Annotated in this window: 25 protein-coding genes; 4 read left to right on the top strand and 21 right to left on the bottom strand. The window is 70.8% G+C overall.

Annotated elements, in window-relative coordinates; translation table 11 throughout:
• Positions 1–46 precede the first annotated feature (46 nt).
• The 7 genes from ACX27O_RS00380 to ACX27O_RS00350 form a co-directional block, all read right to left on the bottom strand.
• A complete protein-coding gene (locus tag ACX27O_RS00380; RefSeq protein WP_030331691.1) occupies positions 47–1,009 on the bottom strand; it encodes an LCP family protein in 963 nt (320 codons plus the stop codon).
• Between the two features lie 175 nt (positions 1,010–1,184).
• The gene (locus tag ACX27O_RS00375) at positions 1,185–2,453 is read right to left on the bottom strand and encodes an LCP family protein (RefSeq protein ID WP_030331689.1); all 1,269 of its coding nucleotides are present in this window, start codon (positions 2,451–2,453) and stop codon (positions 1,185–1,187) included.
• A 159-nt stretch (positions 2,454–2,612) separates the two neighbouring features.
• Complete coding sequence (locus tag ACX27O_RS00370; protein WP_030331688.1) at positions 2,613–3,839, bottom strand: LCP family protein; 1,227 nt, start codon at positions 3,837–3,839, stop codon at positions 2,613–2,615.
• Between the two features lie 76 nt (positions 3,840–3,915).
• Entirely contained in the window at positions 3,916–4,893 is a 978-nt protein-coding gene (locus tag ACX27O_RS00365) for an NAD-dependent epimerase/dehydratase family protein (RefSeq protein WP_030331686.1), read from the bottom strand.
• Positions 4,894–4,982: 89 nt separating this feature from the next.
• Positions 4,983–6,674: a solute symporter family protein gene (locus ACX27O_RS00360; protein WP_030331684.1), complete on the bottom strand. Its 1,692-nt coding sequence runs from the start codon at positions 6,672–6,674 to the stop codon at positions 4,983–4,985.
• Entirely contained in the window at positions 6,652–7,017 is a 366-nt protein-coding gene (locus tag ACX27O_RS00355; protein ID WP_030331682.1) for a DUF485 domain-containing protein, read from the bottom strand. The genes ACX27O_RS00360 and ACX27O_RS00355 overlap by 23 nt, the downstream gene beginning before the upstream one ends.
• Positions 7,018–7,194: 177 nt before the next feature.
• Positions 7,195–7,947, bottom strand: a complete 753-nt coding sequence (locus ACX27O_RS00350) for a flavin reductase family protein (RefSeq protein ID WP_210865623.1) — start codon at positions 7,945–7,947, stop codon at positions 7,195–7,197.
• 659 nt (positions 7,948–8,606) lie between these two features.
• Between ACX27O_RS00350 and ACX27O_RS00345 the strand changes: the two genes are divergently transcribed.
• On the top strand, positions 8,607–9,392 hold the full coding sequence (locus tag ACX27O_RS00345) for a helix-turn-helix domain-containing protein (protein ID WP_210859166.1): 786 nt from the start codon (positions 8,607–8,609) through the stop codon (positions 9,390–9,392).
• Positions 9,389–9,595: a DUF397 domain-containing protein gene (locus ACX27O_RS00340; protein WP_210859158.1), complete on the top strand. Its 207-nt coding sequence runs from the start codon at positions 9,389–9,391 to the stop codon at positions 9,593–9,595. The genes ACX27O_RS00345 and ACX27O_RS00340 overlap by 4 nt, the downstream gene beginning before the upstream one ends.
• Here the strand turns inward: ACX27O_RS00340 and ACX27O_RS00335 are convergent.
• The 4 genes from ACX27O_RS00335 to ACX27O_RS00320 all read right to left on the bottom strand — a co-directional run bounded on the left by ACX27O_RS00335 (position 9,592) and on the right by ACX27O_RS00320 (position 14,269).
• Positions 9,592–11,283 (bottom strand): ABC transporter permease, encoded by a 1,692-nt coding sequence (locus ACX27O_RS00335; RefSeq protein WP_210865622.1) that lies wholly within the window; start codon positions 11,281–11,283, stop codon positions 9,592–9,594. The two genes, ACX27O_RS00340 and ACX27O_RS00335, sit on opposite strands and share 4 nt — an antisense overlap.
• Positions 11,280–12,044 carry an ABC transporter ATP-binding protein gene (locus ACX27O_RS00330; protein WP_030331674.1) on the bottom strand — a complete coding sequence of 255 codons (765 nt, stop codon included), beginning with the start codon at positions 12,042–12,044 and terminating at the stop codon, positions 11,280–11,282. Before ACX27O_RS00330 ends, ACX27O_RS00335 begins: the two co-directional genes overlap by 4 nt.
• 167 nt (positions 12,045–12,211) lie before the next feature.
• The gene (locus tag ACX27O_RS00325) at positions 12,212–13,855 is read right to left on the bottom strand and encodes a sodium/solute symporter (protein ID WP_030331672.1); all 1,644 of its coding nucleotides are present in this window, start codon (positions 13,853–13,855) and stop codon (positions 12,212–12,214) included.
• A complete protein-coding gene (locus ACX27O_RS00320) occupies positions 13,856–14,269 on the bottom strand; it encodes a DUF485 domain-containing protein (RefSeq protein ID WP_245233621.1) in 414 nt (137 codons plus the stop codon).
• A 203-nt stretch (positions 14,270–14,472) separates the two neighbouring features.
• Between ACX27O_RS00320 and ACX27O_RS00315 the strand changes: the two genes are divergently transcribed.
• Positions 14,473–15,024, top strand: coding sequence for a Uma2 family endonuclease (locus tag ACX27O_RS00315; protein ID WP_210860821.1), 552 nt, complete (start codon positions 14,473–14,475; stop codon positions 15,022–15,024).
• 37 nt (positions 15,025–15,061) lie between these two features.
• Here the strand turns inward: ACX27O_RS00315 and ACX27O_RS00310 are convergent, their stop codons facing one another.
• The 5 genes from ACX27O_RS00310 to ACX27O_RS00290 form a co-directional block, all read right to left on the bottom strand.
• The gene (locus ACX27O_RS00310; protein ID WP_309140808.1) at positions 15,062–15,724 is read right to left on the bottom strand and encodes a DUF5701 family protein; all 663 of its coding nucleotides are present in this window, start codon (positions 15,722–15,724) and stop codon (positions 15,062–15,064) included.
• 65 nt (positions 15,725–15,789) lie between these two features.
• Positions 15,790–16,551, bottom strand: coding sequence for a LytR/AlgR family response regulator transcription factor (locus ACX27O_RS00305; RefSeq protein WP_030331664.1), 762 nt, complete (start codon positions 16,549–16,551; stop codon positions 15,790–15,792).
• A 23-nt stretch (positions 16,552–16,574) separates the two neighbouring features.
• The gene (locus ACX27O_RS00300; protein WP_210865578.1) at positions 16,575–17,801 is read right to left on the bottom strand and encodes a sensor histidine kinase; all 1,227 of its coding nucleotides are present in this window, start codon (positions 17,799–17,801) and stop codon (positions 16,575–16,577) included.
• Positions 17,802–17,840: 39 nt separating this feature from the next.
• Positions 17,841–19,412 carry a sugar transferase gene (locus tag ACX27O_RS00295; RefSeq protein ID WP_030331660.1) on the bottom strand — a complete coding sequence of 524 codons (1,572 nt, stop codon included), beginning with the start codon at positions 19,410–19,412 and terminating at the stop codon, positions 17,841–17,843.
• A gap of 263 nt (positions 19,413–19,675) precedes the next feature.
• Positions 19,676–20,536: an Fpg/Nei family DNA glycosylase gene (locus tag ACX27O_RS00290; RefSeq protein ID WP_030331658.1), complete on the bottom strand. Its 861-nt coding sequence runs from the start codon at positions 20,534–20,536 to the stop codon at positions 19,676–19,678.
• Positions 20,537–20,672: 136 nt separating this feature from the next.
• Between ACX27O_RS00290 and ACX27O_RS00285 the strand changes: the two genes are divergently transcribed.
• Positions 20,673–21,980, top strand: a complete 1,308-nt coding sequence (locus ACX27O_RS00285; protein ID WP_358129654.1) for a glycosyltransferase — start codon at positions 20,673–20,675, stop codon at positions 21,978–21,980.
• A gap of 149 nt (positions 21,981–22,129) precedes the next feature.
• On the opposite strand, the gene ACX27O_RS00280 is transcribed toward ACX27O_RS00285, so the two are convergent.
• The 5 genes from ACX27O_RS00280 to ACX27O_RS00260 all read right to left on the bottom strand — a co-directional run bounded on the left by ACX27O_RS00280 (position 22,130) and on the right by ACX27O_RS00260 (position 25,907).
• On the bottom strand, positions 22,130–22,852 hold the full coding sequence (locus ACX27O_RS00280; protein ID WP_030331654.1) for a CDP-alcohol phosphatidyltransferase family protein: 723 nt from the start codon (positions 22,850–22,852) through the stop codon (positions 22,130–22,132).
• Positions 22,827–23,894, bottom strand: a complete 1,068-nt coding sequence (locus ACX27O_RS00275; protein ID WP_030331652.1) for an iron-containing alcohol dehydrogenase family protein — start codon at positions 23,892–23,894, stop codon at positions 22,827–22,829. Before ACX27O_RS00275 ends, ACX27O_RS00280 begins: the two co-directional genes overlap by 26 nt.
• Positions 23,882–24,613, bottom strand: coding sequence for a phosphocholine cytidylyltransferase family protein (locus ACX27O_RS00270; RefSeq protein ID WP_030331650.1), 732 nt, complete (start codon positions 24,611–24,613; stop codon positions 23,882–23,884). Before ACX27O_RS00270 ends, ACX27O_RS00275 begins: the two co-directional genes overlap by 13 nt.
• A 77-nt stretch (positions 24,614–24,690) precedes the next feature.
• Positions 24,691–25,458 carry a helix-turn-helix domain-containing protein gene (locus tag ACX27O_RS00265; RefSeq protein ID WP_030331648.1) on the bottom strand — a complete coding sequence of 256 codons (768 nt, stop codon included), beginning with the start codon at positions 25,456–25,458 and terminating at the stop codon, positions 24,691–24,693.
• On the bottom strand, positions 25,455–25,907 hold the full coding sequence (locus ACX27O_RS00260) for an NUDIX hydrolase (protein WP_030331646.1): 453 nt from the start codon (positions 25,905–25,907) through the stop codon (positions 25,455–25,457). The genes ACX27O_RS00265 and ACX27O_RS00260 overlap by 4 nt, the downstream gene beginning before the upstream one ends.
• Positions 25,908–25,912: the final 5 nt, after the last annotated feature.

Below are 25,912 nucleotides of genomic sequence, written 5' to 3'. Positions count from 1 at the left end.
TAGATCCTCGTGGCCCGGTTCGGCACCGACCGGGCCGTCGACACCGTCACAACCGGGTCACCCAGCGGGGGTTGACCTGCGCCCAGGCCGGCACCCGGGTGTCGCGAAGTGCCTCGAACAGCCCGTTGCCCCCGTTGTCGAGCACCACGTACGAGACCTCGTCGATGGTCTGCGGCGAGGAGGGCACCTGGACGCCGCGCATCCCGTCGGGCGGCAGCGCGCGCAGCGCGAGGAGCAGGTCCTCCAGGGGTACGCCGTTGGTGTCGACTGTCAACGAGCTGCCGACCGCCCGCAGCACCTGGTCGAGTTTGACGGGGTTGCTTCGCAGGTCCGCCCTGCCGGCGCTGTCCAGCATCGCCCGGAGCAGCTGCTGCTGGTGGTGCTGCCGGTCGTAGTCACCGCCGGGCAGGTCGTAGCGCTGTCGGACGTAGTCCAGCGCCTGCGCGCCGTCCATCTGGTGGCAGCCCGTGGTGAAGACCCGGTTGGTGTGGATCGAGCGGACCTCGGTGTCCACGCACATCTGTACCCCGCCGAGCAGGTCGATGACCTTCCGGAAGCCGGAGAAGTCGATCAACGCGGCGCCGTCGAACTGGATTCCGGTGAGCCGGTGCAGGGTGGCGGAGAGCAGTTGGGCGCCGGCCTGCCCGCCGCCGCCGTGCTCGTACGCCGCATTGATCTTGTCCTGGCCACCGCCGAAGCCGTTGGCGGGCGGGATGGCGACCAGCAGGTCACGCGGGATGGAGACCAGGTACGCCTCCCGCTGCCCGGCGGGGACGTGCACGATGAGGATGGTGTCCGAGCGTTGGTCCGGGCCGCTGTCGCCGGGTCGTCGGTCGGAGCCGACCAGGAGGTAGTTGAGCGGCCCGTCCAGGTCGGTGCGGGCGGTACGGGCGTCGGGGTCGAGCAGTTGCTCCTTGGTCACCGTGCGGTCGTACCGGTGGCTGAGCGTCTTGAGCCCGGCCACGGCGAGCCCGGCCAGCAGGACGAGGGCCAGGCCGACGCCGAGCATGATGCGCGACCCACGGGCGCGAGGTGACCGGGCGGACGGGGCCGCTCCGGCCCGGCCCGCTGCGTTCCGTCCCCACCTGGACGTGACCGCCTCCCCGCAGCCGATACGTGAAACCTGCTCACGTCAGGCTACGGGCGGTGACGGGGTCGTCGCTGCTTTTCCGCGACTACCGGCGTCACTTGCGGGTGGAGATCACCTCGGGGTGGGTGAAGACGAACTCGGCGAGTTTGTCCTGCTTGACCGCCCGGAACATGGCCATCGTCTCTTCGTTCAAGCCCTCGGTGTTGTTGCCGTTGGCGTTGAACGTGCCGTTGTTGGTCTTGAGCATGGTCAGCTCGTTGCCGGTGACCCCGCGCATGGTGAAGATGAAGTCCTCGATCGGCACGCCGCCGGTGTCCAGCACGAACGCCTTGCCCGCCGCCTTGATCAGGTTATTCATCTTGGCCGGGTTGGTCAGCATCCCACCCTCGGTGGCCTTCTTGGCCATCGCCTTGATCAGCTGCTGCTGGTTCGCCTGCCGGTCGTAGTCGCCGTTCTTGAGGGTCTTGCGCTGGCGGGAGTAGTCGAGCGCGGCCCAACCCTCCATCTCCTGGCAGCCCTTCTTGTGCACCACCGGGGTCCGCTGCTTGCCGGTCTTCTTGGCGTCCGCGTTCCACATCGGCTTGCCGTCGACGTACGACATGTGCAGCGACTTGACCTCCTGGGTGACGCAGATCCGCACCGTGCCCAGGGCGTCGATGACGTTCTTGAAGCCACCGAAGTTGATGATCGCCGCGCCGTCGAAGCTGATCCCGGTGAGCCGCTTGATCGTCTGGGCCATCAGCTGGGCGCCACCCTCCCAGCCGCCACCGTTCGCGGCGCCGGCCTGGAACGCGGCATTGATCTTCCCGGAGCCGCCGCCGTAGCCGCTCTTTTCGAACGCCGGGATCTGCGCCTCGGTGTCCCGGGGGATCGAGATCAGGTACGCCTGGTCGTGCGTGGCCGGAATGTGCAGGATGATGATGCTGTCCGAGCGGACGTCGTCGGCGGCCCAGCGCTCGCGTGCGTCCACGCCCAGCAGCAGCATGTCGATCGGGCCGTCCAGGCTCGCCCCGCCCTCGGCGTCGGACTTGCCCGCCTCACCCAGCAGGTTGCCCTTCGCGATGCCGCCCGTCGCCTGCCCGATCAGCGCCTTGCTGCCGACGATGGCCACGCCGCTGCTGAGCATCAACACGGCACCGAAGACGACTGTCAGCTTGGCCCAGAGCGGGTCCTTGCGCTTGGTCCGCTTCTTCGACCCACCGCCACCCGGGCGGTCGTCACCACCGTCACCGCCGCCGCCCGGAGGGCGCGAGCCCGGCCCGCCACCACCGGGGCGCGACTGTGCGGGTATGGCCGCAGCGATTCGACCGCTGGGGGCGGCGGACCCGGGGGAAGAAGGGCGACGACTGGCCTGAACCGGCATGCGTGCTCCAGCTCGTGATCAGGAGGGGGCGGCACCACTGTACGTACATCAAATCGACTTGGCGAGTTCATCCCGGGTCAATCCGGACGTCGAATTTCGCAGACTCAGACGATCGTCGCTGTTCGATGACCCGAACGGCTGGTGCCCCTCGGGTTGGCGTCAGCCGCCGTCGTTGCTCTTCGGCGGGTTGGCCTTGACCCAGTCGGCCATCTTGTCCGCGGACATGGCCTGGTACATCGCGAGCGCCTTCTCCCGGTCCGACACCACCACCGACTCGCCGTTGATGGTGTCGCTGCCCGAGTTCGGGCTGGTCACAAAGGTGAGGTTCTGGCCGCGCAGGTTACGGAACTGCAGCGCCATGTCTGTAACCGAGAAAGACTGGTCGACGGTTACGGCCGCGGTCACCGACTTGAGGAAGTCGTTGAGCTTCTTCGGGTTCGCCAGCGTGCCGGTGCTGGCCGCCTTGTCCATCAGCGCCCGAAGGAACTCCTGCTGGTGCCGCATCCGGGCGAAGTCCCCGTCCGGGAACTGCTTGCGCTGCCGGATCCAGTCCAGCGCCTCCGCGCCGTCCATGTGGTTGGTGCCCTTGGTGAACGTCCGGTACGGCTTGTGGATCGACGTGATGGTGCGTTCCACCTTCAGGTCCACCCCGCCGAGGGCATCGGTGACCTCCTTGAAACCGCCGAAGTCGATCGCCATCACGTGGTCGATCCGAACATCGGTGAAGCACTCCACGGTGCGTACCGCCAGCGGCAGCCCACCGAACGCGAACGCAGCGTTGATCTTCGCGCGTGAACCGGAGCCGCAGTCCGCTCCGGCGCTCTCCGGGATCGGCACGTACAGGTCCCGGGGGATGGAGACCAGGTAGGCCTCCTGGTGGTCGGCCGGGATGTGCATGACGATGATCGTGTCGGCGCGCCACTGACTCTTGGTGTCGACCGGTGCGTCCGGATCCCGCGAGTCGCTGCCGACCAGCAGGATGTTGAGCGCGCCATCGACGGTCTTGGCGGGTCGACCGCCGGTGATCTCCGCGAACGGGTCGGTGCGGGCCAGGTCACTGTTGAGGTTGCGGGCGTACAGCCAGGCGCCGACGCTGCCGAGCAGCGCCAGCACCAGCACCGCGACCCCCGCCACCAGGGCGATCCGCCCCCAGCGCGGTCGCGGGCCACGCCGTCCCGGCCCACCGGCGCCACCCGGGCCCCCAGGCCCGGTGGGCCCGTTCGGGCCGCCGGGCCGCAGCTGCTCCTCGTCGTGCGACGGGTAGAAGCGCGCCTCGCTCGGGCGGGCACGCCCGGAGGCGCTCCGGTCGGGGCCGGGCACCGACGCGCGCCCGGCGCTGCGGTGCAGGTACGGATGCGGGACGCCGGCAGACGAGGTCGCGGACATGTAACTCAGGGTACGTAGCCGAAGCCACTACCGCCTTCAGGCGACACTCAGCGACGGCCGGTACGCGCGGATCCGGTCAGCCGAGCCGCGTCCGGAAGTACTCGATGGTGCGTCGCAGGCCATCTTCGGGCGCGATCGACGGCTCGTATCCGAGCAGTTCACGAGCGAGCGTGAGGTCCGGCCGGCGCATCTCCGGGTCGTCCGAGCCCCGGGTGACATAGGTCACCTTCGAGCTGCTGTCAGAGAGCGACACGATCAACTCGGCGAGTTGTCGCATGGTCAGCTCGTGCTCGGTGCCGCAGTTGACCGGGCCCGTCTCGGTCGAGTCGAGCAGCAGCAGGATGCCGCGCACCAGGTCCTCGACGAAGCAGATGGACCGGGTCTGGTTGCCGGTGCCGTGCACGGTGATCGGCTCGCCGCGCAACGCCTGCGAGATGAAGGTGGGGATGGCGCGGCCGTCGTCCGGGCGCATCCGCGGGCCGTACGTGTTGAAGATCCGGACGATCGCCGCGTCGAGCCCGCGGTAGCGGTGGTACGCCATCGTCGCGGCCTCGGAGAAGCGCTTGGCCTCGTCGTAGACGCTGCGGACCCCGATCGGGTTGACGTTGCCCCAGTAGGTCTCGCGCTGCGGGTGCTCCTTCGGGTCCCCGTACGCCTCGGAGGTGGAGGCCATCAGGAACCGGGCGCCGTCGGCGACCGCGCGCTCCAGCAGGTGCAGGGTGCCGACCGAGCCGACCCGGAGGATCTCCACCGGCAGCTGGGCGAAGTCGGTGGGACTGGCCGGGGAGGCCATGTGCAGGATCGCGTCGAACCGCTCGGCCAGCGCGGGATGGTGGGTCGGCAGACCCTCGGAGATGTCGGCCTCGACGAGGGTGAAGGTCGGCCGGTCCAGCAGGTGGGCGACGTTCTCCTTGGAGCCGGTCACGAAATTGTCCAGCGCCACCACTGTGCAACCTCGGGCGATCAGGGCGTCTACCAGGTGCGACGGGACGAAGCCCGCTCCGCCGGTGACGAGGACGCGGTGACCGGAACCAAAGCGCTCAGCAACCTTCATACCGCTCAGCCTACCGACCGTCGAATTGGTGCAGGGGGTCCCCTGTTGACGTCGTGCGTCAACAGGGGACCCCCTGTCGGGTACCGCTGTCAGTGCGCGCCAGCACCGGTGAGGGCGCGCACCTCCAGTTCGGCGTACTTGTCCTCGTCGTGTTCCTTGGAGATGACAGTGCCGATCCACCCGCAGAGGAAACCGAACGGGATGGAGAGGATGCCCGGGTTGGACAGCGGGAACCACTGCCAGTCGTGGTCCGGGAACATCGACGTCGCCGCACCGGAGACCACCGGCGAGAAGAACACCAGCAGCACCGCCGAGAGCAGCCCGCCGTAGATCGCCCACACCGCGCCGGAGGTGTTGAACCGCCGCCAGAAGAGGCTGTAGAGGATCGCCGGCAGGTTGCCCGAGGCGGCGACGGCGAAGGCCAACGCCACCAGGAACGCCACGTTGAGGTTCTGCGCGTAGATCGACAACAGGATGGACACCGCGCCGATCACCAGGGCGGAGATCCGGGCGACCCGCACCTCCTGCCGCTCCGACGCCTCACCCTTCTTCAGCACGTTGGCGTAGAAGTCGTGCGCCAGGCTGGACGACGAGGCCAGCGTCAACCCGGCGACCACCGCGAGGATGGTGGCGAAGGCGACCGCCGCGATGATCGCCAGCAGGGCTGCCCCGCCCAGTTCGCCGCCGAAGAAGTCGATGCCGAGCGCTTCGGCCAACTGCGGCGCCGCGGTGTTGCCGGCCTTGTCCTGCGCCGTGATCGCCTGGCTGCCGACCAGCGCCGCCGCACCGAAGCCGAGGGCCAGGGTGAGCAGGTAGAAGGTGCCGATGATGCCGATCGCCCAGAGCACGCTCTTGCGGGCCGCCTTGGCGGTCGGCACCGTGTAGAAGCGGATCAGGATGTGCGGCAGGCCGGCGGTGCCGAGCACCAGGGCGATGCCCAGGGACAGCAGGTCAACCTTGTTGTAGAAGGTCTGCGTCGAGTTGCCGGCGACTTCCACGCCGTACCGCAGCCCGGGTTCGAGGAACGCGCTGCCCTTACCGGATGCCTCGGCCGCCTGGCCCAGCAGCGCCGACAGGTTGAAGTTGAACTTGGCCAGCACCAGGATGGTCATCAGCAGCGCACCGCCCATGAGCAGGAACGCCTTGACGATCTGCACGTAGGTGGTGCCCTTCATGCCACCCACCGTGACATAAATGATCATCAGCGCGCCGACCATGATGATGGTGGCCACCTTCGCGGTGTCCGCGTCCATGCCGAGGAAGGTCGTCCCCGGCCGGATACCGAGCAGCAGCGCGACCAGCGCGCCGGCACCCACCATCTGGGCGAGCAGGTAGAAGATCGACACCGTGATGGTGGAGACCGCCGCCGCCGTACGCACCGGACGCTGACGCATCCGGAACGCCAGCACGTCCGCCATCGTGTACCGGCCCGAGTTCCGCAGCAGCTCCGCCACCAGCAGCAGGGCCACCAGCCAGGCGACCAGGAAGCCGATCGAGTAGAGGAAGCCGTCGTAGCCGTACAGCGCGATGATGCCGGCGATGCCGAGGAACGAGGCGGCCGACATGTAGTCGCCGCCGATCGCCATGCCGTTCTGGAAACCGGAGAAGGACCGGCCACCCGCGTAGAAGTCGGTCGCCGTCTTGGTCTGCCGGCTGGCCCAGATGGTGATGCCCAGGGTCACCGCCACGAAGACCAGGAAGAGCGTGATGGTCAGGTTGCGGGCGGTGTGGTTGCCCGCCTCCGCCGCGAGGAACGTCTCAACCGCGTGGACCGTGCTCATGGGTCACCTCCCCGATCTCGGCGCGGATCCGGTCCGCGATGGGGTCGATCTTCCGGTCCGCGTACCGGGAGTAGAGCCAGGCGATCAGGAACGTGGAGACGAACTGGAGCAGGCCGAAGACCAGCGCGACGTTGATGTTGCTGCCGAACAGCTTCGTGCCCATGAAGTCCCGGGCGTACGCGGAGAGAATGACGTAGAGCGCATACCACAGGAAGAACGCGACGGTCATCGGGAAGACGAAGCCGCGCAGCGCACGCCGCAGCCCGGCGAACTCGTCCGACCGTTGTACGGCCAGGTACTTGTCCGACTCGGAAGCAGCCGGAGCGGGTGTGTCCGTGGACATCTGTGGATCACCACCTTCACAGGCGTCAGAGGAGTTTCGCGCACCGTAAAGAGCGCACTCCCCGGCAGGGAAGGCTGAGATCGACGACGGTCGGCGAGTGCGCCGAGCGGTTGGCTGGCTGCGCCAAGTGACTCAGGTCACTGCGGTGATCGGTCGGGCCCGGACGAGACGCCCCGGTCAGGCCGGCAACTCGTGGTAGCGACCGCGGTAGTGCAGCAGCGGGACGGACTCCTCGGCCAGGTCGACGGCCTCGATCGTGGCCTCGACCAGCAGGCCCCAGCCGTACTCCCGTGCGGTGTCCAGCCGGCACCCGGCCCAGCCGCCGCCGTCCGCCGGGACCGGCCCGTACGACGTCTCGACCCAGTCGCCGGTGGCGAACAGCCCGCCCGGAGCCGGAAAGAGGCCGGCGAACCGGTCGGCGAGCTGCCGGTGCGGCGGGCCGAGCGGCGTGACCGCGAACCGACCCGACTCCTCGACGGCCGCCCAGAGGTCGGACTCCGGGTCGATCAACCCGAGCAGTCGGTCCGGTTCCCCCTCGGCCACCAGGGTCGACGAGACGGTCAGCCCGGCCGGACCGGGCGCCGTCCAGAGGGTCACCGGTGCGGCGAGCCGACCACGCAGCCGGCGTACCGGCGACCGCTGCCCGGTCGGCACCGCGAACGGATCGGTGTGGTGGATCTCGGCACCCGGCTCATGATTCACGTGAAACATTGTGCCGCCCCGGCCCCGCGCCCAACCAAGGAAGCGCTCGTGCAGGTCGGCGGGTCGCCCGTGGAGCCGGGTGAGCTGAGCGCCGGCCTCCGTCATCAGGGCACCCAGGTAGACGAGCAGCCCCACCCGGTCGTGCCGGTACTCGGCGAGCAGCGCCAGCCGCGCCGGCTGGCACGGCCAGGGCGCCCCGCAGCCGCGACACCGCCAGAGCGGCCGCATCGGCAGGTGCGGCCTGCTCACCTCGGCTCTCCGGCCGTCCGGGGCGGTGGAGTCGCCCGCCTCCGGCGCGCTCCGCTCGCCGGAGGGCGATGCCCGAATGACCGTGATGCCGCTGAGTCATATTGATGCCTCAGGGGCATCACGCTCGCAGTGAGACACCGATCCCTGCGGCGATGCTCCGTCCGGTCGCTTGCGCGGTCTGGGGCCCGATCCGGCTGCCGGGCTGCGGGATTCACCAGCGACCACCGTTCGCCCGCCAGGTCTGCGCCGGGGTCAGCCAGCCGGCCCGGCCTGGTCGCGGCAAGGCGACCGTCGGCCCGTTCGCCCATGCGGGTGCTCGGTTCGGCGGGCCTGCCGAGCGCTCCGAGCCGGTCGCGCCCGGCACGGCCGGCGGTGCCGCAACCTTCTTCTTCCGGTACGACCACCGCGCTTCGTTCCTGCCCCGGATGAATCGGAACATGGCTCATCTCCTCCCGGTCGACGAGGGCCGCCCCGATCGGGGGGATGACCGGGGCGGCCCGAACGCAGGACCCAGTCGCCGGGACGTCGCCTCCACCGGCCGGGCCGCGTGCTCTCCACCCTGGACGGAAAGGCGCGGACAGGGGAGGATGCCAGGGATTACTACGCAACGCAGTCACGTACTTACCGGAGAGGTAAGGATGAACGTCGAAATGTGGGTGCGGGCGTTGAAGGCCGCCCGAGCCGGTGCCGAGGTGTCCCAGGAAGCTCTGGCGGGCCTCACCAAGTGGAGTCCATCCACAGTGGCGGCCATCGAGACCGGCCGACGTCGACCGACAATGGAGTTCGCGGTCGCCGCCGACGAGGCCCTAGCCACCGGCGGCCTCCTCGCCGAACTGTTGCGTGCTGCCGATCGCCAGCGGCTGCCGACGTGGTTCGTTCCATGGCGCAATCATGAGGAGCAGGCGATCAGGCTCTGCGAGTTCGAGCCGTGCCTGATTCCGGGGCTCCTGCAAACCGAGGACTACGCCCGCGCGGTCATTTCCGCTGGTGGACTGAATCCCACCAAGGTGGTGGACGAGCTGGTCACGGTCCGGATGGAACGACAGCAGTTGTGGCAGCGGGCGGAGTCGCCGCAGTGCGTCTTCGTCCTCGACGAGACGGCTCTACGCCGCCCGGTCGGCGGGCCGGCGGTACTGGACGCTCAGCTCGGTCGGCTGATGGAACTCGCCGTCATGCCCAGCGTCAGGCTGCACGTCGTGCCACTCGACGCCGGTGCTCACGTCGGGCTGACCGGCGGCTTTCTGCTCGCTGAACTGCCCGACGGGGAACGGGTCACCTACGTTGAGGATGTCGCTCGTGGGCACGTCATCGACGACCCGGACGTCGTCCGTCTGATTGGTCGGAAATGGGATAGCCTGCTCGGCGAAGCACTCTCTACAAGCGCCTCGCTGGATCTGATCCGGAAGCTGAAGGTGACGCCATGACCGTTGCTCAACCCCGCTGGCGGACGTCGACCAGGTCCGGCGACACGGGCGGTGCCTGCGTCGAGGTGGCCGACAATTTGCCCGGCGTCGTGCTGGTCCGGGACAGCAAGGACCGTTCCGGCCCGATCCTCGCCTTCGCCCCGGGTGCCTGGCGCGGCTTCGTCGCCGACGCCGCCCAAACCCCGGGCCGCCGCGCCGGTTAACGGCGCGGGGTGACGGTGGCGAGCAGTTCCGGCATCCGGCGGTCCAGCACGTCGCCGGCCAGGTACGCGCCCAGCAGCGCCGCGCCGAGCCCGTAACCGGCGCCGACCGGTAGGGCCAGCCAGAGCCAGGCGTCACCGAGCAGCGCGGCGGCCACCACCATCGGCACCGCGGCGACCGCCGAGGCGAGCATGGCCAGCAGAGTGAGCAGCCCCTTCGTCAGGCCCGCGCCGCTGTTCATCGCGAACGGGTTGCTCGTCTCCGGCAGCGAGTACGCCCCGAGCACCGAGACCAGGCAGTTCACTGCCAGCCCGACGCCGTAGGTGGCGACCAGGGCACCGGCGGTCAGCCCGATCCAACCCGGTTCACCGAGCAGCAACGACAGCACCACCGCGACGACCGTCAACATCGGCAGGACGTACAGCGAGAAGGCCGTGATCCGGGCTCGCAGCTCGACCCTGCCGGGCACCCCGGCCACCACGTTCGCGGCGTACGCGCTGCCGTCGAAACCGAACTGGTTGGCCAGGGTGACGGCCGCGAGCACCCCCACGAAGACCATCGAGATGGTCACCACGACCGGTGAGCTGTCACTGGCAGCCGCGGTGAAGCCCTCGTCGCCGACGGCCGCGAAGTCCCCGCCGGTAACGTTGATCATCACTGGCACGAAGATGCCGACCACCGCGATGGTGATCAGGTTGGCCCGGCGGCGAGCGTCCCGCCACCAGTAACGGGCCTCCCGGGCGACCAGGGCACCGAACCGGTCCCGGCGGGCCCAACCGGCGACCCGGGGAAACAGCTGGGCGACCGCGCCACCGTCGACCCCTCGTCGTGCCGGGGCCTTACCGGCGCTCGCCGCACCCACCATCGCCGACTCCAGCGAACGGGACCACCAAGCCAGCAGGGCGACGAGCGCCACCACCGTGATCAGCAACTTGACCGGTGCCGCCCACACCCGCCCCTGGGCCACGTCGATGCCGGCGGTCCACGGCGCGCCCAGCGGCGTCCAACCGATCACCGTCGCCACACCTGCCAGCCGATCCCAGTCCGCCTCACGCAGCGCGGCGAGGCCGAAGATCTGCAACGGGCCGAGCAACGCGGCGACCACCGCCAACAGCACGGCCGCCAGGTCGCGGACCCGTCGGGACCGCAGCATGGTGGCGAAGGCGCTGGTCACCGCCCGGCTGGCGGCCACACAGAGCAGCAAACCGGCGAGCACCCCCACGGCGGCGACCACCCCCGCCGACCAGCCACCCAGCGACCAGGCGGTCAACACCAGCCCGGACGCCGCGACCAGCACCGCCACCACCGGGACGCTGATCAGGGCCGCCACGAACAGGCCGGTCACCAACGTGCGCCGGGGCAGTGGCAGCAGCGCGAACCGGGCCGGGTCGAGTGTCTCGTCCACGCCGAAGAAGACGAGTGGCAGCAGCAGCCAACCGAGCACCAGCAGCCCGCCGCCGGCCGCCGCGACCAGCACCGCGTACCGGCCGTTGTCGGTCAGGCCAGGTGCGGCGAAGAGGAAGAAACCGCTGGCGGCGAACCACAGCCCGAGCAACGCGCCGCCGATGAACATGGCGATCCGCCAGCCCTGGCCCCGAAAGTTGTTGGCCATCACCCGCAGCTTCAGCCGCACGAAGTGGCGGGCGGAGACCGGCCGTGCCGGCGCGGCGGGGGTGGCGTCAGCGCTCACCGGGAGAGCCACGACAACTCCTCGCCGGTCGCGGTGCGCCCGCCGACCACCTCGACGAAGACCTGCTCCAACGAACGGTCGCCACGGACCTCGTCGATCGTCCCGACCCGCTTGATGGTGCCGCTGGCGAGGATCGCCACGTGCGAGCAGAGCCGCTCGACGACCTCCATCACGTGACTGGAGAACACGACAGTGCCGCCACCGGCCGCGTAGCGGGTGAGGATGTCCCGGATCAGCGCCGCGGAGACCGGGTCGACCGCCTCGAACGGCTCGTCCAACACCAGCACCCGGGGGCCGTGCAGCAGCGCGCAGGCCAGGCCGATCTTCTTCTTCATGCCCGCCGAGTAGTCCACCACCAGGGTCCGACCGGCGTCGCCGAGCGCCAGCACGTCCAGCAGCTCGGCTGCCCGCTGGTCGACAACCGCCGGGTCCATCCCCCGCAACAAGCCGTTGTACGCCAGCAGCTCCGCCCCGGTCAGCCGGTCGAACAGCCGGACCCCGTCGGGCATCACGCCGAGCAACCGCTTGGCGGTCACCGGGTCCTGCCAGACGTCGTGGCCGAGCACCCAGGCCGAGCCGGCATCCGGACGCAGCAGCCCGACCGCCATCGACAGGGTGGTGGTCTTGCCGGCGCCGTTCGGGCCGAGCAGGCCGTAGAAGGAGCCGGCGGGGACGTCCAGGTCGACGCCGGCCACCGCGATCGTGCCGTCGAACCGCTTGGCCAGGCCACGCAGTGCGAGCGCGGGGTGCTCAACAGTCATGCGCCGACGTTATCCGCCCATCGCCAGTCACGCCCTCCGCCGCCGGCCGGACCCGCGATCCTCCCTGAGGCGGACCACATCGCGATCTTGCGTTTCCTGTCCCGACACAAGGCACATAACCACCTTTATCAACAACCGGAAGTGCAAGATCGGCGCGGTCCTGGCGCTTACTGCATGCGGAGGGCTTCGGGGGTGTGCAGGCGGAGCATGGTGGCGGCGATGTCGGCCGGGGCCCGCCTGCGGGTCGCCATCGACACGGCGACCATCACGGTGAAGGCCAGTGGCACCGTCCAGGCGGCCGGCTGCGCGATCAGCGTGGCCGGCCAACCGGACAGCGGCGGGCCGAGGACGGTGACCAGCACCGCGCCGATCGCCGCGCCGCCGCCGACCACCACACCCGCGGCGGCGCCCACGTCGGTCAGCCCGCGCCACCAGATGCCGAGCACCAGCAGCGGGCAGAAGCTCGACGCGGCGACCGCGAAGGCCAGCCCGACGACCTGCGACACGTCCAGCCCGGAGACGTGCAGTGCCAGCACCGCCGGCACACCACCGGCGATGACGGTGGCGAGCCGGAAACCGCGTACCGAGCCCCGACCGAGCACGTCCGTCGAGATCACCCCGGCGACGCTGGTCAGCAGCCCGGACGAGGTGGAGAGGAACGCCGCGAACGCGCCCGCGGCGACCAGCGCGGCGAGCAGCCGCCCGACCAGCCCGTCACCCAGGGCCGCGCCGGGTAGCAGCACCACCACCGCGTCGGTCTGGCCGCTGAGCAGCAGTTGCGGGGTGTAGATCCGGCCGAGGACCCCGTACAGGGTGGGCAGCAGGTAGAAAACGCCGACCAGGGCCAGCACTACCAGGGTGGTCCGGCGGGCCGCCGCGCCGTCCGGGTTGGTGTAGAAGCGCACCAGCACGTGCGGCAGGCCCATGGTGCCCAGGAAGGTGGCCAGGATCAGCGAGTACGTGGCGAACAGGCCCCGGTCGTCGGCACCGGCGGCGCTGGGCAGCAACCAGTCGTTGGCGTCGGTGGCCGCCCCGGACACCGCCGGCACCGGGTCACCGGCGGCGAAGGTCAGCTCGTCGCCGGGGCGTACCTCCCGGATGTCGCCGTCGGGCAGGGTGAGGGTCGCCCGGTGCTCGACCACGACGGTGGTCGCGGCCCGGAACGTCGGCCCGTCGGGTGGGGTCACCGCCGGCCGCCCGTCGGCCTGCCACTGGAGCGCCAGGAAGATCACCGGTACGGCGAGTGCGGTCAGCTTGAGCCAGTACTGGAACGCCTGCACGAAGGTGATCGCGCGCATCCCGCCCAGCGCCACGTTCGCGGTGACCACGGCGGCAACCAGCAGGGCTCCGAGGGGGTACGGGGAGCCGGCCACCGTGGCCAGGGTCAGCCCGGCGCCCTGGAGCTGCGGCACCAGGTACAGCCAACCGATGAAGATCACGAAGGCGGTGGCCAGGATGCGGAGTCGACGTGAGCCCAGCCGCAGTTCGCAGAAGTCGGGCAGGGTGAACGCGCCGGAGCGGCGCAGCGGCGCGGCCACGAACAGCAGCAGAGCCAGATAGCCGGCGGCGAACCCGACCGGGTACCAGAGCACGTCCACGCCGTACTTGAGGACCAGCCCGGCGATGCCCAGGAAGCTCGCCGCCGACAGGTACTCCCCGCCGATGGCGGCGGCGTTCCACGTCGGACTGATCGCCCGGGACGCCACCAGGAAGTCGGACGTGGTCCGGGCCAACCGCAGCCCGTAGAAGCCGATCCCGACGGTGACCAGGGTGACCGCGACGATGGCCGGGACCACGAAGTCGTTGCCCACTCAGCGCTCCGGCCGTTGCACCAGGTCGGTGAAGTCCTGCTCGTTGCGTTCGGCCAGCCGCACGTACGCCCAGCCCACGGCGATCAGGAACGGGAAGGAGGCCACCCCGAGCAGCAGCCAGGGCAGGTTGACGCCGGCCACGGTGGTCCGGCCGAGCGAGGGCGCGATCGCGAACAGCCAGGGCAGCCCGCCCAACCCGATGGCCACCACCAGGGACAGCCGCAGCGCCAACGCGAGTTGGGCCCGGACCAGGCCGCGGACCAGCGCCTCGCCGACCTGGGTCTGCTGGGCCAGTTCGGTGCGGGTCCGCTCGGCGCGGGTGTCCTGCCGGGTGATCTCGGCCAGCACGATCCGGGACCGCCGGGGCGGCGGCACCGCAGCGCCTGACCCCACGTCCGGGAGTTGCTTGGCCACCCCGGCAGTCTCGCCGGCCGTACGCGATTGTCAAGCAGTGCGGTGTGCACATCGGTGGGTGGCGTTGTGCATAACCTGTGGAGAACCGCTCACGCCTGTGGATAACTCGGGGATCACGCCGGCTGGCGTGTGGGAACTCCCGAGGCTCGTTGTGGACAACCGACTGAGCTGCCAGGGTGGTCCGGTAGAGAGGAGGTGTGACGGTGACCAACCCTGCCCGGCCCGGCTGGGGCGACGCCTGGACGGTGGACGACCTCCAGAGCCTCCCCGAGGACGACCAGGTCTACGAGATCTTCGACGGGAGCCTGCTCGCGTCCCCCCATGCGGACGTCTTCCATGGCGCGGTCGCCAACCGCCTCCGCCGTGCCCTCGACCGGCAGGCCCCCGCCGGTGTGCTCGTCGGTCAGGACATCGGGGTCAGCGCGAAACGCTCGTCGTACCTCGTGCCTGATCTCTTCGTCGCCACGGAGAGCGCACTGGACAGCGGCGGCGCCGCGCTCGACCCGGCCGACGTGCTCCTCGTCGTCGAGGTGATCTCGCCAAGTAACGCCGGCCGCGACCTGGTCCTCAAACGTCACGAGTACGCGGCCGTCGGCATTCCGCTCTACTGGTTGGTGGAGCCCCGCAAGCAGACCCTGACCGTGCTGGTGAACGGCGCGGGCGGCTACCGCGAGCAGGTCGTTCTGCCGGTCGGCGAGGTCTACCGCGCCGAGCGGCCGTTCCCTCTCGCCCTGCCGCTGGCCGACATCTTCTGACCCGTCACCGGGAGCCGCCCGCCCGCCGCGTCGACGGTCAGTCCAGGCCGATGCGCTCCGGCCGGGCCGAGGCGGAGCCGAGCCAGGTGTGCGGGTTGCCGTACCAGCACCAGCCCAGCTTGGGCGCGCCCTGGCTGATCCAGAGCGCCGGCACCCGCTTGTCGCCGCAGCGGGAGCCGATCAGCGAGAAGCACCTGTTGCTCGCCAACGCGGCCGGGTGCAGCGTGATGAAGGCGAGCCCCTCGTCGATGCTGAGCGGCAGCCGGCCCTGCGCGGTGATCCCCTCCAGGGCGGTGGCCGGGGCCAGGTTGCGGTACTCCTCGCCCCGGTCGACGTCGAAGAGCAGGTACGCCGGCCCGGCGGGCACCTCCAACTCCTTGATCGGGTCGAAGCGGGGCAGGTCGTCCTCGGCGTAGTTGCGGTCGACGACGCCGGGCTTGCGCTTGCCGGCCACTGTGGTCAGCGCCACCCGTTCCGGCACCCCGATCAGATCCCGGGTGATGACCAGCAGGAACGGCACCCGGGCGTCGGTGGGGGCGGGCAGCCCGGCGGTGCCCTCGGCCGCCCTGGCCCGCAGTGGCGCGACCAGGTCGCGGAAGGCGTTCTCGGTCAGCCCGGCGAGGGCGGGATAGCCGAGTTGCACCAGTCGGTCGAGTTGGTTGTCGAACTCGGATTCGGCGTTGAACGGGGTCTCGGTCACGCGGGCCTCCCGGAAGTCGTACGATCTATCGTACAACGTACGGCACACCGCTTCTCATTCCCGGCTCAGCGACTCCAGTCCTGTTTCGCAGCCCTGACCAGCTTGTCCTTCAACTCCCTGGTGTGCCGCCGGCTCACCGGCAGCTCGGTGGAGTCGATCACCACCACGTAGCCGGAGTTGACCAGCCGCAACTCCGCGATCAACTTCAACTGCACCAGGTACGACCGGTGCACCCGAACAAAACCGGCATCCGCCCAGCGCTCCGCGAGCGTGGCCAGCGAGACCCGCACCAGGTGCGACCCCTCCGCGGTGTGCAATCGGGCGTAGTCGCCCTGCGCCTCCACCCACCGCACCGCCGAGCGGGGCAACATCCGGGTGGTGCCGGCCAACTCGATCGGGATGGTCGGGTCCTCCTCCGCGCGGGCCAACGCCGCCGGATGCGACGGCACCACCCGCGAGCCGATCACCCGGCGCAACGACTCGGCCAGCCGATCGGCGCGAACCGGTTTCCGCACATAGTCGGTGGCGCCCAGATCGAAGGCGTCCACAGCGCCGTCGTCGTAGGCGGTGACGAACACGATCGCCGGTGGGCGGGCGAAGCGGCGCAGCACCCGGGCCAGCTCCATGCCGTCCAGGCCGGGCATCCGGATGTCCAGGAAGACCACGTCCACGTCGGCGTCGCGCAACAACCGCAACGCCTCGGTGGCGTCGGAGGCCGTGTGCAGCCGGGCCACCCGGGGATCGGCCCGCAGGTGGTACGCCAACTCGTCGAGCGCGGGCGGTTCGTCGTCGACGGCGAGGACGCGCAGGAAACCGGACGCGTTCACCACACCCGTCCCGGCTCGCTCGCTCACGAGCCGGCCCGCACGCCGGGGTGGAACTTCGGCACCCGCATGCTCACCTTCGTACCCGAACCCAGCCCGGTCTCCACGACCAGACCGAACCGGTCACCGAAGACCGAGCGCAACCGCTCGTCGACGTTGGAGAGGCCGACGTGCTGGCTCGTGTCGTCACCCGGGTCGCCGATGCCGCGAGCCAGCTCGGCGATGCCGGCGGTCAGCGTGGTCGGATCCATTCCCACTCCGTCGTCCTCCACCGTGATGTGACATTCGGCCCCCGCGTCCCGGGCCTCGATGCTCACCATGCCCGTGCCCGGCTTACGGGACAACCCGTGGCGAACGGCGTTCTCCACCAACGGTTGGAGGCAGAGGAACGGCAGCGTCACCGGCAGCACCTCCGGGGCGATCTGCAACCGCACCTGCAACCGGTCGCCGAACCGGGCCCGCTCGATGGTCAGGTACCGGTCGATCGACCGCAGCTCCTCGGCCAGCGTGGTGAACTCCCCGTGCGCCCGGAACGAGTACCTGGTGAACTCCGCGAACTCCAGGATCAGCTCCCGGGCCCGCTCCGGGTCGGTGCGCACGAACGAGCCGATCGCGGTCAGCGCGTTGTAGATGAAGTGCGGGCTGATCTGCGCCCGCAACGCCCGGATCTCGGCGCGGGCCAGCCGCTCCCGCGACGAGTCCAACTCGGCCAGGGCGAGCTGGTTGCCGGCCCAGTGCGCCGTCTCCAGGGTGGCCTGCACCAACCCCGGAGGCGGTGGGCTGTCCGCGACCGCCACGAGCGCGCCCACCACCCGGCCGTCCGCCCCCAGCAACGGTGCGACCACCGCCCCCCGGATCGGGCAGTCGACCCGGTCGCAGTGCAGATCCTGCTCACCCAGCACCGTCGAACGGCCGGTGTCCACCGTCCGCCGGGCCGCCGCGAGCAGTTGCTCCCCGTGGTGCGTGCCGCGCCCGTCGAGAGCCAGCAACCGGTCGGCGTCGGTGAGTGCCAGACCGGCCGCGCCCACCAGAGCCCGCAGATGACGTACGGCCTTCGTCGCGCCCGCCTCGCTCAGCCCCGCGCGCAGTGGCTCGGCGGCCAGACCGGCGGTGTGCAGCACCTCGTAGGTGGCCCGCTGGGTGGCGGTGGCGATGCCCCGGCGGGCCCGCAGCCGCAGCACCGCCAACAGGGCCGCGGTCAGCGCGGTGACGAGCGAGACGACGCCGACCACGGCGGAGAGGTTGGCAGCCACGCAGCGATCCTCGCCCCTGCGGGCCGGCGCGCCAAGCCTCTAGTACGCGCCCTTGCGGGCGAGCACCACCCCGACCGTGCGCCACAGGATGCTCAGGTCGTACGCGAGCGACCAGTTGTCGACGTAGTAGAGGTCCAGTCGGACCGACTCGTCCCAGGACAGATCGGAGCGGCCGGAGACCTGCCACAGCCCGGTCATGCCGGGGCGGACCAGCAGGCGGCGGCGCACGTCACCCAGGAAGTCGCCGTCGTCGGCGGGCAGCGGGCGGGGCCCGACCAGCGACATCTCGCCCCAGAGCACGTTGATCAGCTGGGGCAGCTCGTCCAGCGAGGTGGCCCGCAGGAAGCGGCCCACCGGGAAGACCCGTGGGTCCTCCTTCATCTTGAACAGCATGCCGTCGGTGTCGTTCCGGTCGACCAGGCTGGCCAGCCGCTCCTCGGCGTTGACGTACATGGTCCGGAACTTCCACACCCGGAACGTGCGCCCCTCGTGCCCCACCCGAGGCTGCCGGAAGAAGACCGGCCCGGGGTCGGAGATCCGAATCGCCACGCCGATGGCCAGGAAGAGCGGGATCAGCAGCAGCAGACCGAGGCCGGCGGCGACCCGGTCCAGCAGGTTCTTGGCCAGCAGCGCCGGCCCGGAAAGGGTCGGCTCCTCGACGTGCAGCAGCGGCAGACCCTCGATCGGCCGGATGTGCACCCGGGGGCCGGCGATGTCGGTGAGCTGCGGGGCGACCACCAGGTCGACGCCGGAACCCTCCAGCTGCCAGGCCAGCCGCCGCAGCTCACCCGGCTCGGCGCTGGCCGACCCGCAGACGGCGATGGTGTCCCCGCCGACCTCACGGACCAGGGCCAGCACGTCTCGGCCGGAGTAGACCGGCACCGGGGTCGGCATCCCCCGGGCCGCCGCGTACCCGTTGGTGATGTGGATGGCGACGGGCATCAGCCCGGCGGACGGGCTGCGGGTGACCGCCGCGTAGACCTCCAGGCACTCCGGCAGGGTGCCGACCAGCACCATCCGGTGCGCGGCCTGGCCGGCCTGCCGGCGGATGTAGTGCAGGGCCCAGCGGGCCACGAACCGGCCCCAGAGGATCAGCAGCGCCGCACCGACCAGCGCGGTGCCCACGGTGAACCGGGAGAGCTGGGTCACTGTGGCGAAGGCGAGGAAGGAGACGCTCGCGGCCACCGTCACCGACGCCCGGATGACCCGCTTGTACTCGTCGGGCCCGAGCCCCAGATAGCGCCGGTCGTACGCCCGGTTGCCCCAGAGGATGACGACCCAGCCGAGCGGGAGCAGGAGGTAGGAGATGGTGTGGAACCAGGTCGGGTCCTGCTTGGTGCCGGAGAACCCGGAGGCGGCCTGGTCGAAGAGCTGGATGGCGATCCAGCTGGCGAACGCCGCCGCGCCGAAGTCGAGCAGCACCAGGATGGCCGTGTAGGGGCGGTGCCAACGGGAGACACGACGTCGCGCCCTGGCCCACGCCGACCGGGGTACACCGTTGTGCGTAGTCGGCGTCGGCGGCTGGATCTCGAAGCTGTCGACGTGCCGCACGAGTCTGCTCCGGCCTTCGTTGGATACCGGGCGCTGGAGGCTTGCCGTCACCTCACCCATGTCCTCCCGCATGACACGGGCCGCTCACTCGGCGTGAAGGCCCGGGTCGCCCACCGTCCCAGTCTCCCACGCGAGCCCGACCGGTTGCCGCCCCGAAGGAGATTGGCGACCGATGGTTACGGTGGGATCTGGCCGGCTCCACACCATTTCAGAAGCCGGGGACCGGGCCACTATACCGATGGATACCCGAACGGCGGGACCGGCGGACCGGAGCTTCGGCACAGTGAGGGCGATTCCACTCGGTGATCACCGAGTGTAATTACTCACCGTACGAGACGGGACAACCGACGGTCAGCGAGCGGCTTCCCGCCGGTCTGGCAGGTCGGGCAGTACTGGAGGCTGGAGTCGGCGAACGACACCTCGCGCACGGTGTCCCCGCACACCGGGCAGGGCAGACCGGTCCGCGCGTGCACCTTCAGACCCGAGCGCTTCTCGCCCTTGAGTTCGGCGGCCCGCTGACCGAGGGACCGCTCGACCGCGTCACCGAGGACCTGCCGGGTGGCGGCGTGCAACGTGGCGAGCTGGGCGTCGGTGAGCCGATCGGTGATCGCGAACGGCGACAGCTTCGCCGCGTGCAGGATCTCGTCGGAGTACGCGTTGCCCACGCCGGACAGCACCGACTGGTCGGTCAGCACCCCCTTGACCTGCCCCCGCCGGCTCCGCAACCGCTCGGTGAAGGTGGGCAGGTCCGCGGCGAGCGCGTCCGGGCCCAGCTTGGCCACCCCGGGGACCGCCGCGAGGTCGGTGACCAGGTACGCCGCCAGCTTCTTCTGGGTGCCCGCCTCGGTGAGGTCGAAGCCGGAACCGTCGTCGAGGCGTACCCGCACCGCGATCGGGCCCTTGCCCGGGCGGAGTGGGGTGGTGGCGGGGAACGCCTCCCGGTAGTGCAGCCAGCCCGCCCGCGCCAGATGCACCACCAGGTGCAGGCCACCCTCGAAGAGGACATCGAGGAACTTTCCGTGCCGACTGGCGTCGACCACCGCCCGGCCGGCAACCTCGGTCGGCGCCGGCTCGTACGTCTTCAGGGCACTGATCGCGGCGATCTCCAGCCGATCGACACGCCGCCCCACCGCGCGCTGTCGCAGGTAACCCGCGAGCGCCTCAACCTCCGGTAGCTCGGGCACGACCCAACGGTAGCCTTCTTTCCCGTGAGCGTGAGGAATGAGCTTGCGAGTTCCCACCGCGAGCGCGAGGAGTGAGCTTGCGAGCCCCGCAGTCGCGAGCAACAGTCGGCACGGTCGCGAACGAAAGGCAAGCTCAGTGAGAATCGTGGTGGCGCACAACCGGTACCGGGAAGCCCAGCCCTCCGGTGAGAACACGATCGTCGACTCGGAGATCGCTCAGCTCACCGCCGCTGGCGTCGAGGTGCTGCCCTTCATCCGCAGTTCGGACGAGATCCCGTCGATGTCGAAGGCGGCCAAGGCGCTGCTGCCGATCTCGCCGATCTGGGCTCCGCGCGCCCAGCACGACCTGAGCCGCCTGCTCACCGAGCACCGGCCGGACGTTCTGCACCTGCACAACCCGTACCCCCTGCTCTCGCCCTGGGTGGTGCGGACCGCGCACCGACACGGCGTGCCGGTGGTGCAGACGGTGCACAACTACCGGCAGGTCTGCTCCTCGGGGATCTACTTCCGCGACGGGGTGATCTGCCAGGACTGCAAGGGTCGGGCGTTGGGGGTGCCGGCGATCAAGCACCGCTGCTACCGCGACTCGGCGGTGCAGAGCGCGCTGATGGCGACCACCCTGGCCGTGCACCGGGGCACCTGGCGCTCGGTGGACCGGTACATCGCGCTCACCTCGGCGATCGCCGACCACCTGCGCGACTACGGCATCCCGGACGAACGCATCGTGGTGAAGCCGAACTCCGTACCCGACCCGGGTCGGCCGGCGCCGCTCGGTGACGGGTTCCTCTACATGGCCCGGCTCTCCCCGGAGAAGGGCGTCGACCTGCTGCTGGACGCCTGGCGTCGGCACCCGGTGGGCTCGCTGGGCACGCTGCGGGTGGCCGGCGACGGCGAGCTGCGCCACCTCGTGGAGGCAGCCGCCGCCGAGCGGCCCGACGTGGTCTACCTCGGCCAGCTCGACCGGGCCGGCGTGCAGGCAGCGGTCGAGGCGAGCGCTGTGGTGATCGCCGCCGCGATGTGGCACGACGTGCTGCCCACCGTGATCATCGAGGCGTTGGCGAGCGGCCGGCCGGTGCTCGGTACGGCGTTGGGCGGCATTCCGTACCTGGTCGGGGCCGACGCCCCGCACGAGCCCGCCGGCACCGGCCCGGCCGCCGTCGCCTCAACGGTCGCCTCACCTGTCGCGTCCGAGGTCGCCTCGCCGATCGCCCCCGGGGTCGGGCGGTCGGCGATGCCGGCCGGTATCGCTCAGGGCGAGGCCGGTTGGGTGGTCGCGCCGGAGCCAGCCGCGCTCGCAGCCGCCCTGCCGGTCGCCCGAGCCGGTGCGCCCGGACTGGCCTCGGCCGCCCGCGCCCGCTACGAGCGCACCTTCCACCCCGACGTCGTCACCAAGCGGCTCATCGACATCTACGCGGGCCTGTCCCGTGCCCCCCACCACGTCTGAACCCGCGCCGCTCGCCGCCCCGCCGCCGGCTTGAGGCAGCAACTTCAGGGTTGTTGCGGTGTGCCGGCGGCTGGAGGCAGCAACATCAGGGAAGTTGTGTGGATCTTGGAGCGGGGCGGGGCGGATGCCCGGCCGGGGGGGCGGGGCGGTCAGCGTAGCGAGGCGCGGGCGGAGAAGGCGATGCTGGCCAGCAGGAAACCGCCGTTGACGATGGTGAAGGCGATCATCACCCAGAGGGCCAGCGCGGGGGCCACCGCGAGCACCAGGGCGGCCACGAAGATAACCGCGCCGTAGTCGCGGACCAGCTTCACCAGGCGCACCGGCAGCGAGGTCGAGGTGACCATGCTGGCCGCGTTCGGCCCGGCCTGCATCACCGACGTGACCAGGTTGACCATCCAGGTGCCGGCGAAGGCCGCCACCAGCCAGGTCGGCGTGGACGGCTGCTGCGCCACGGCGGTGGCGGCCAGGGCGGCCACCAGGGCGATCTGCGCGGCCACGTCGCAGAGCACGTCGACCCGGGCGCCGGCCGCGCTGCCCTGGCCGGTCACCCGGGCCAGCTGCCCGTCCGCGCAGTCCAGTGAGTACGCCACCTGCCAGCCGATCAGGGCGAGCAGACCAACCAGCCAGGCCGGTACGTCCCCGGCGGCGACCGGGCCGGCGAGCGCCACCACGGTGACCGAGGTGGCCAGCCCGAGCACCAGGTTGGTGATGGTCAACGCTGTCGGTCGCAGGCCGAGCCGCTGGGCTACCAGCGCGAAGACGGCCCCCAGCCACTGGCTGATCGACTCGCTGAACAGGCCGCCACCCCGGTTGACCCGGTGGAAGTCGGCGATGGTGGGACGGGGGTCAGCCAAGCTGGTCGCGGATTGCACCGGCGTAGTCTGCCAGCCGTTCCCGGGTCTCGGTAGGCGACAGTGCCAGGTGTTCGAGGATGGTGTACCGGTCCGGGCGGGTACGCGGCGCGAACTGCACCGCCTCGATGAACTGGTCGTCGGTGAGCGCCACCTCGGCGGGGAGCCGGGGCAGACCGTGTCGGGCCAGGCAGGCAGACATCTCGCCGAAGCGGCGGAGGTCTCCGCGCAGCCAGGTGCAGAACAGCGCGCCCAGCCCGGCCAGCTCGCCGTGCGAGGCGGTGCCGGGAAAGAGCGAGTCGACAGCGTGCATGATCTCGTGGCAGCCGCCGCTGCACGGGCGGCTGGTGCCGTCGACAGCCATCGCCAGGCCGCTGGAGATCAACGCCTCGGCGAGGACGATCACGAAGGCGTCGTCGCTCATGTCGCCCGGGTGGTTGAGCACCGCTTCGGCGCCCGCCCGCGAGAGCGAGGCGGCCAGCCCGTCGACCGGCTCACCGCGTACCTGCCGGGACAGCTCCCAGTCGGCCAGCGCGCTGATGTTGCTGATCACGTCGCCGATGCCGGCCCGGTTGTGCCGGTCCGGGCCGCTGTCCACGAAGTCCAGGTCGACGATCACCCCGATCGGGATGTGCACGCCGTAGGAGCCCTTGATCCCGTCGGTGATCAGGCTGGCCACCGGGGAGGCGATCCCGTCGTTGGCGAGGCTGGTCGCCACCGACACCATCGGCAGTCCGCGTCGGGTGGCCGCGTACTTGGCCACGTCGATGGTCTTGCCGCCGCCGATGCCGACGACCGCGTCGTACGACCGGGCGCGGAGCTTGCCGCCCAGGTCGTCGGCGGCGTCCAAGGTCCCGCCGGAGACGGTGAAGACGTCCGCCGAGCGCAGCGACGGTCGGATCAGCTCCGCGATCTGGGCACCCTGACCCGGACCGACCACCACCGCGACGTCGCCCCCGGAGGAGATCCGCCCGTCGGCCAGGATCGCGCCCAGGTCGGCGACCGCCCCGCGTCGCACGTCGATGTGCAGCGGGGTGAGGACGCTACGAGCTAGTAGCGGCACGCGATCTCCCGCGCGCGGGCCAGATCGGCGTGGTTGTCGACCTCGACCCACGGGACGTCACCGATCGGCGCCGCCCGCACCTCCCCGCCCCGGTCGGAGAACTCCTGGTAACCGTCCTCGTAGTAGAGGTTCGGGTCCCGTCGCCAGGTGGCCTCCAGCGCGTCGGCGAGGGCGTCGGCGACCTGCGGCTCGATCAGCGTCGCGCCGATGTACTCCCCGTACGCCTCGCCCGGATCCATGATCTTGGTGATCCGGGTGAGCTGGCCGGCGGCGTCGAAGGTGGTCTTCATCTCCTCCTCGGCCAGCGGCTTGAGGGTGTCCACGGCGAGCAGGATGCCCGGACCACGCTCGGCGAGCAGGGTCTTCTCCACGCTCACCGGGTGCACGGTGTCCCCGTTGACCAGCAGCACCCCGCGCGCGAAGTACTCCCGGGCCAGCCAGAGCGAGTAGGCGTTGTTCCACTCCTCGGCCTTGTCGTTGTGCACCAGGGTGAGCGTGACCCCGTACCGCTTCTCCAGGTCGGCCTGCCGGTCGCGGACCGCGTCCGCCGCGTAGCCGACGACGATCACGATGTCGGTGAGCCCGACCTCGGCGAGGTTGCCCAGCGCGATGTCCAGGATCGTCGTCTCGCCGTCCACCGGCACCAACGCCTTGGGCAGGGTGTCGGTGTACGGGCGCAGCCGTCGTCCCGCGCCGGCCGCGAGCACCATTCCGATCATCGCGACATCCTCCCTCGTCCTGCTCCGGTCACCGCTGGAGGATAGCCCCGGCCGGGTGCGTCGCTCCGGCCAACCGGTCAGCCGGGCAACGCCGCCAGGTCGGCGAGCATGGTCAGGCGCTCCTCCGCGCCGAGCGTGGCGTACGGGCCGGCGGCCCGCCGGTCGGTCTCCAGTTCGATGGCGAGCCGTTCGGGGCCGGGCGGCAGGGCAGCGATGCTCGACGCGGTGTGCCCGGCGGCGGCCCAGGCGGCGGCGTGCGCGTCGGCCCGGTGGTGTCGCAGCGCGCCGAGCCGGTTGAGCAGCAGTACGCCCGACGGGGTGCCGTCCGGTTCGTACGGGGGCGCCAGCGCGGCGAAGGCCGACCCACCCCGGTCCTCTTCCTCGTCGGCCAGCACCAGGGCGTACGACAGCAGTCGGCCGAGCACGGCGACCAGTCGGGCCACCCGGTCGTCGTGACCGGCCCACAGCTCCTCGGTGACCTCGGCGTGCACCTGGTAGAGCTCGGCGAGGAAGGCGGCGCCGCGTTCGGTGGCGGAGAGGGTGCCGTCCGGGCTGCGGTAGATCATCCCGTGGGCCACCTGCTTGTCCACGGCTCGCCGGCAGACGACCGGGTCGTGGTAGCGGGTGATCGCCGCGAACCCGGGCCCGTCGACGGTGCCACCGGGTGCGGCCAGTCGGGTGCGCAGGTCGACCAGGAAGCCGGTCGCCGTGACCCCGCCGTAGCGCTGGGACAGTTCGGCGCCACCACCGTCCCGGCCGGCCAGCATGCCGGCGCGGAAGGTCCGGTCCACCGCCGGTGCGAGCAGCCCGGCGATCCGGTGGGGCGCCAGCGCGACGGTGTTCACAGACCGATCGACCGGAGGACGGCGAAGCCCTCCTCGGCGATCCGCCGGATCAGCCCGTCGTTGACGTCGCGGTGCTCGTCGAGCACTGTCAGCTCGTGCTCGGCCAGCCAGCGGTACTCGGTGTGCTTACCGGCTTCCAACCTCGGGCGGTCGAGGTCACCGTCGACGCGGACCAGAAAGTCGTGCTCGGTCCGGGCCAGGCCGTCGTCGCCGACGTAGCTGTACTCGCCCACCTGGCCCAGGACGTGCGAGAGGACCCAACCGGTCTCCTCGGTGATCTCCCGGCGGAGCGCCTCGTCGATGTCCTCGCCCGGCTCCAGGTGGCCGCCGACGATGTCCCAGCAGTTGGGGAACAGGCGTCGGTGTGGTGAGCGGCGCTGGAAGAAGATGCGGCCGTCATGGTCGACGATCAGCGCGCCGGCGCAGCGCAGGGGCTCGGTGGACACCATCCGAC

The sequence above is a fragment of the Micromonospora sp. SD19 genome (assembly GCF_054462275.1).
Note: the sequence above shows the minus strand (reverse complement) of the source record. Positions and strands in the feature narration are given on the sequence as shown.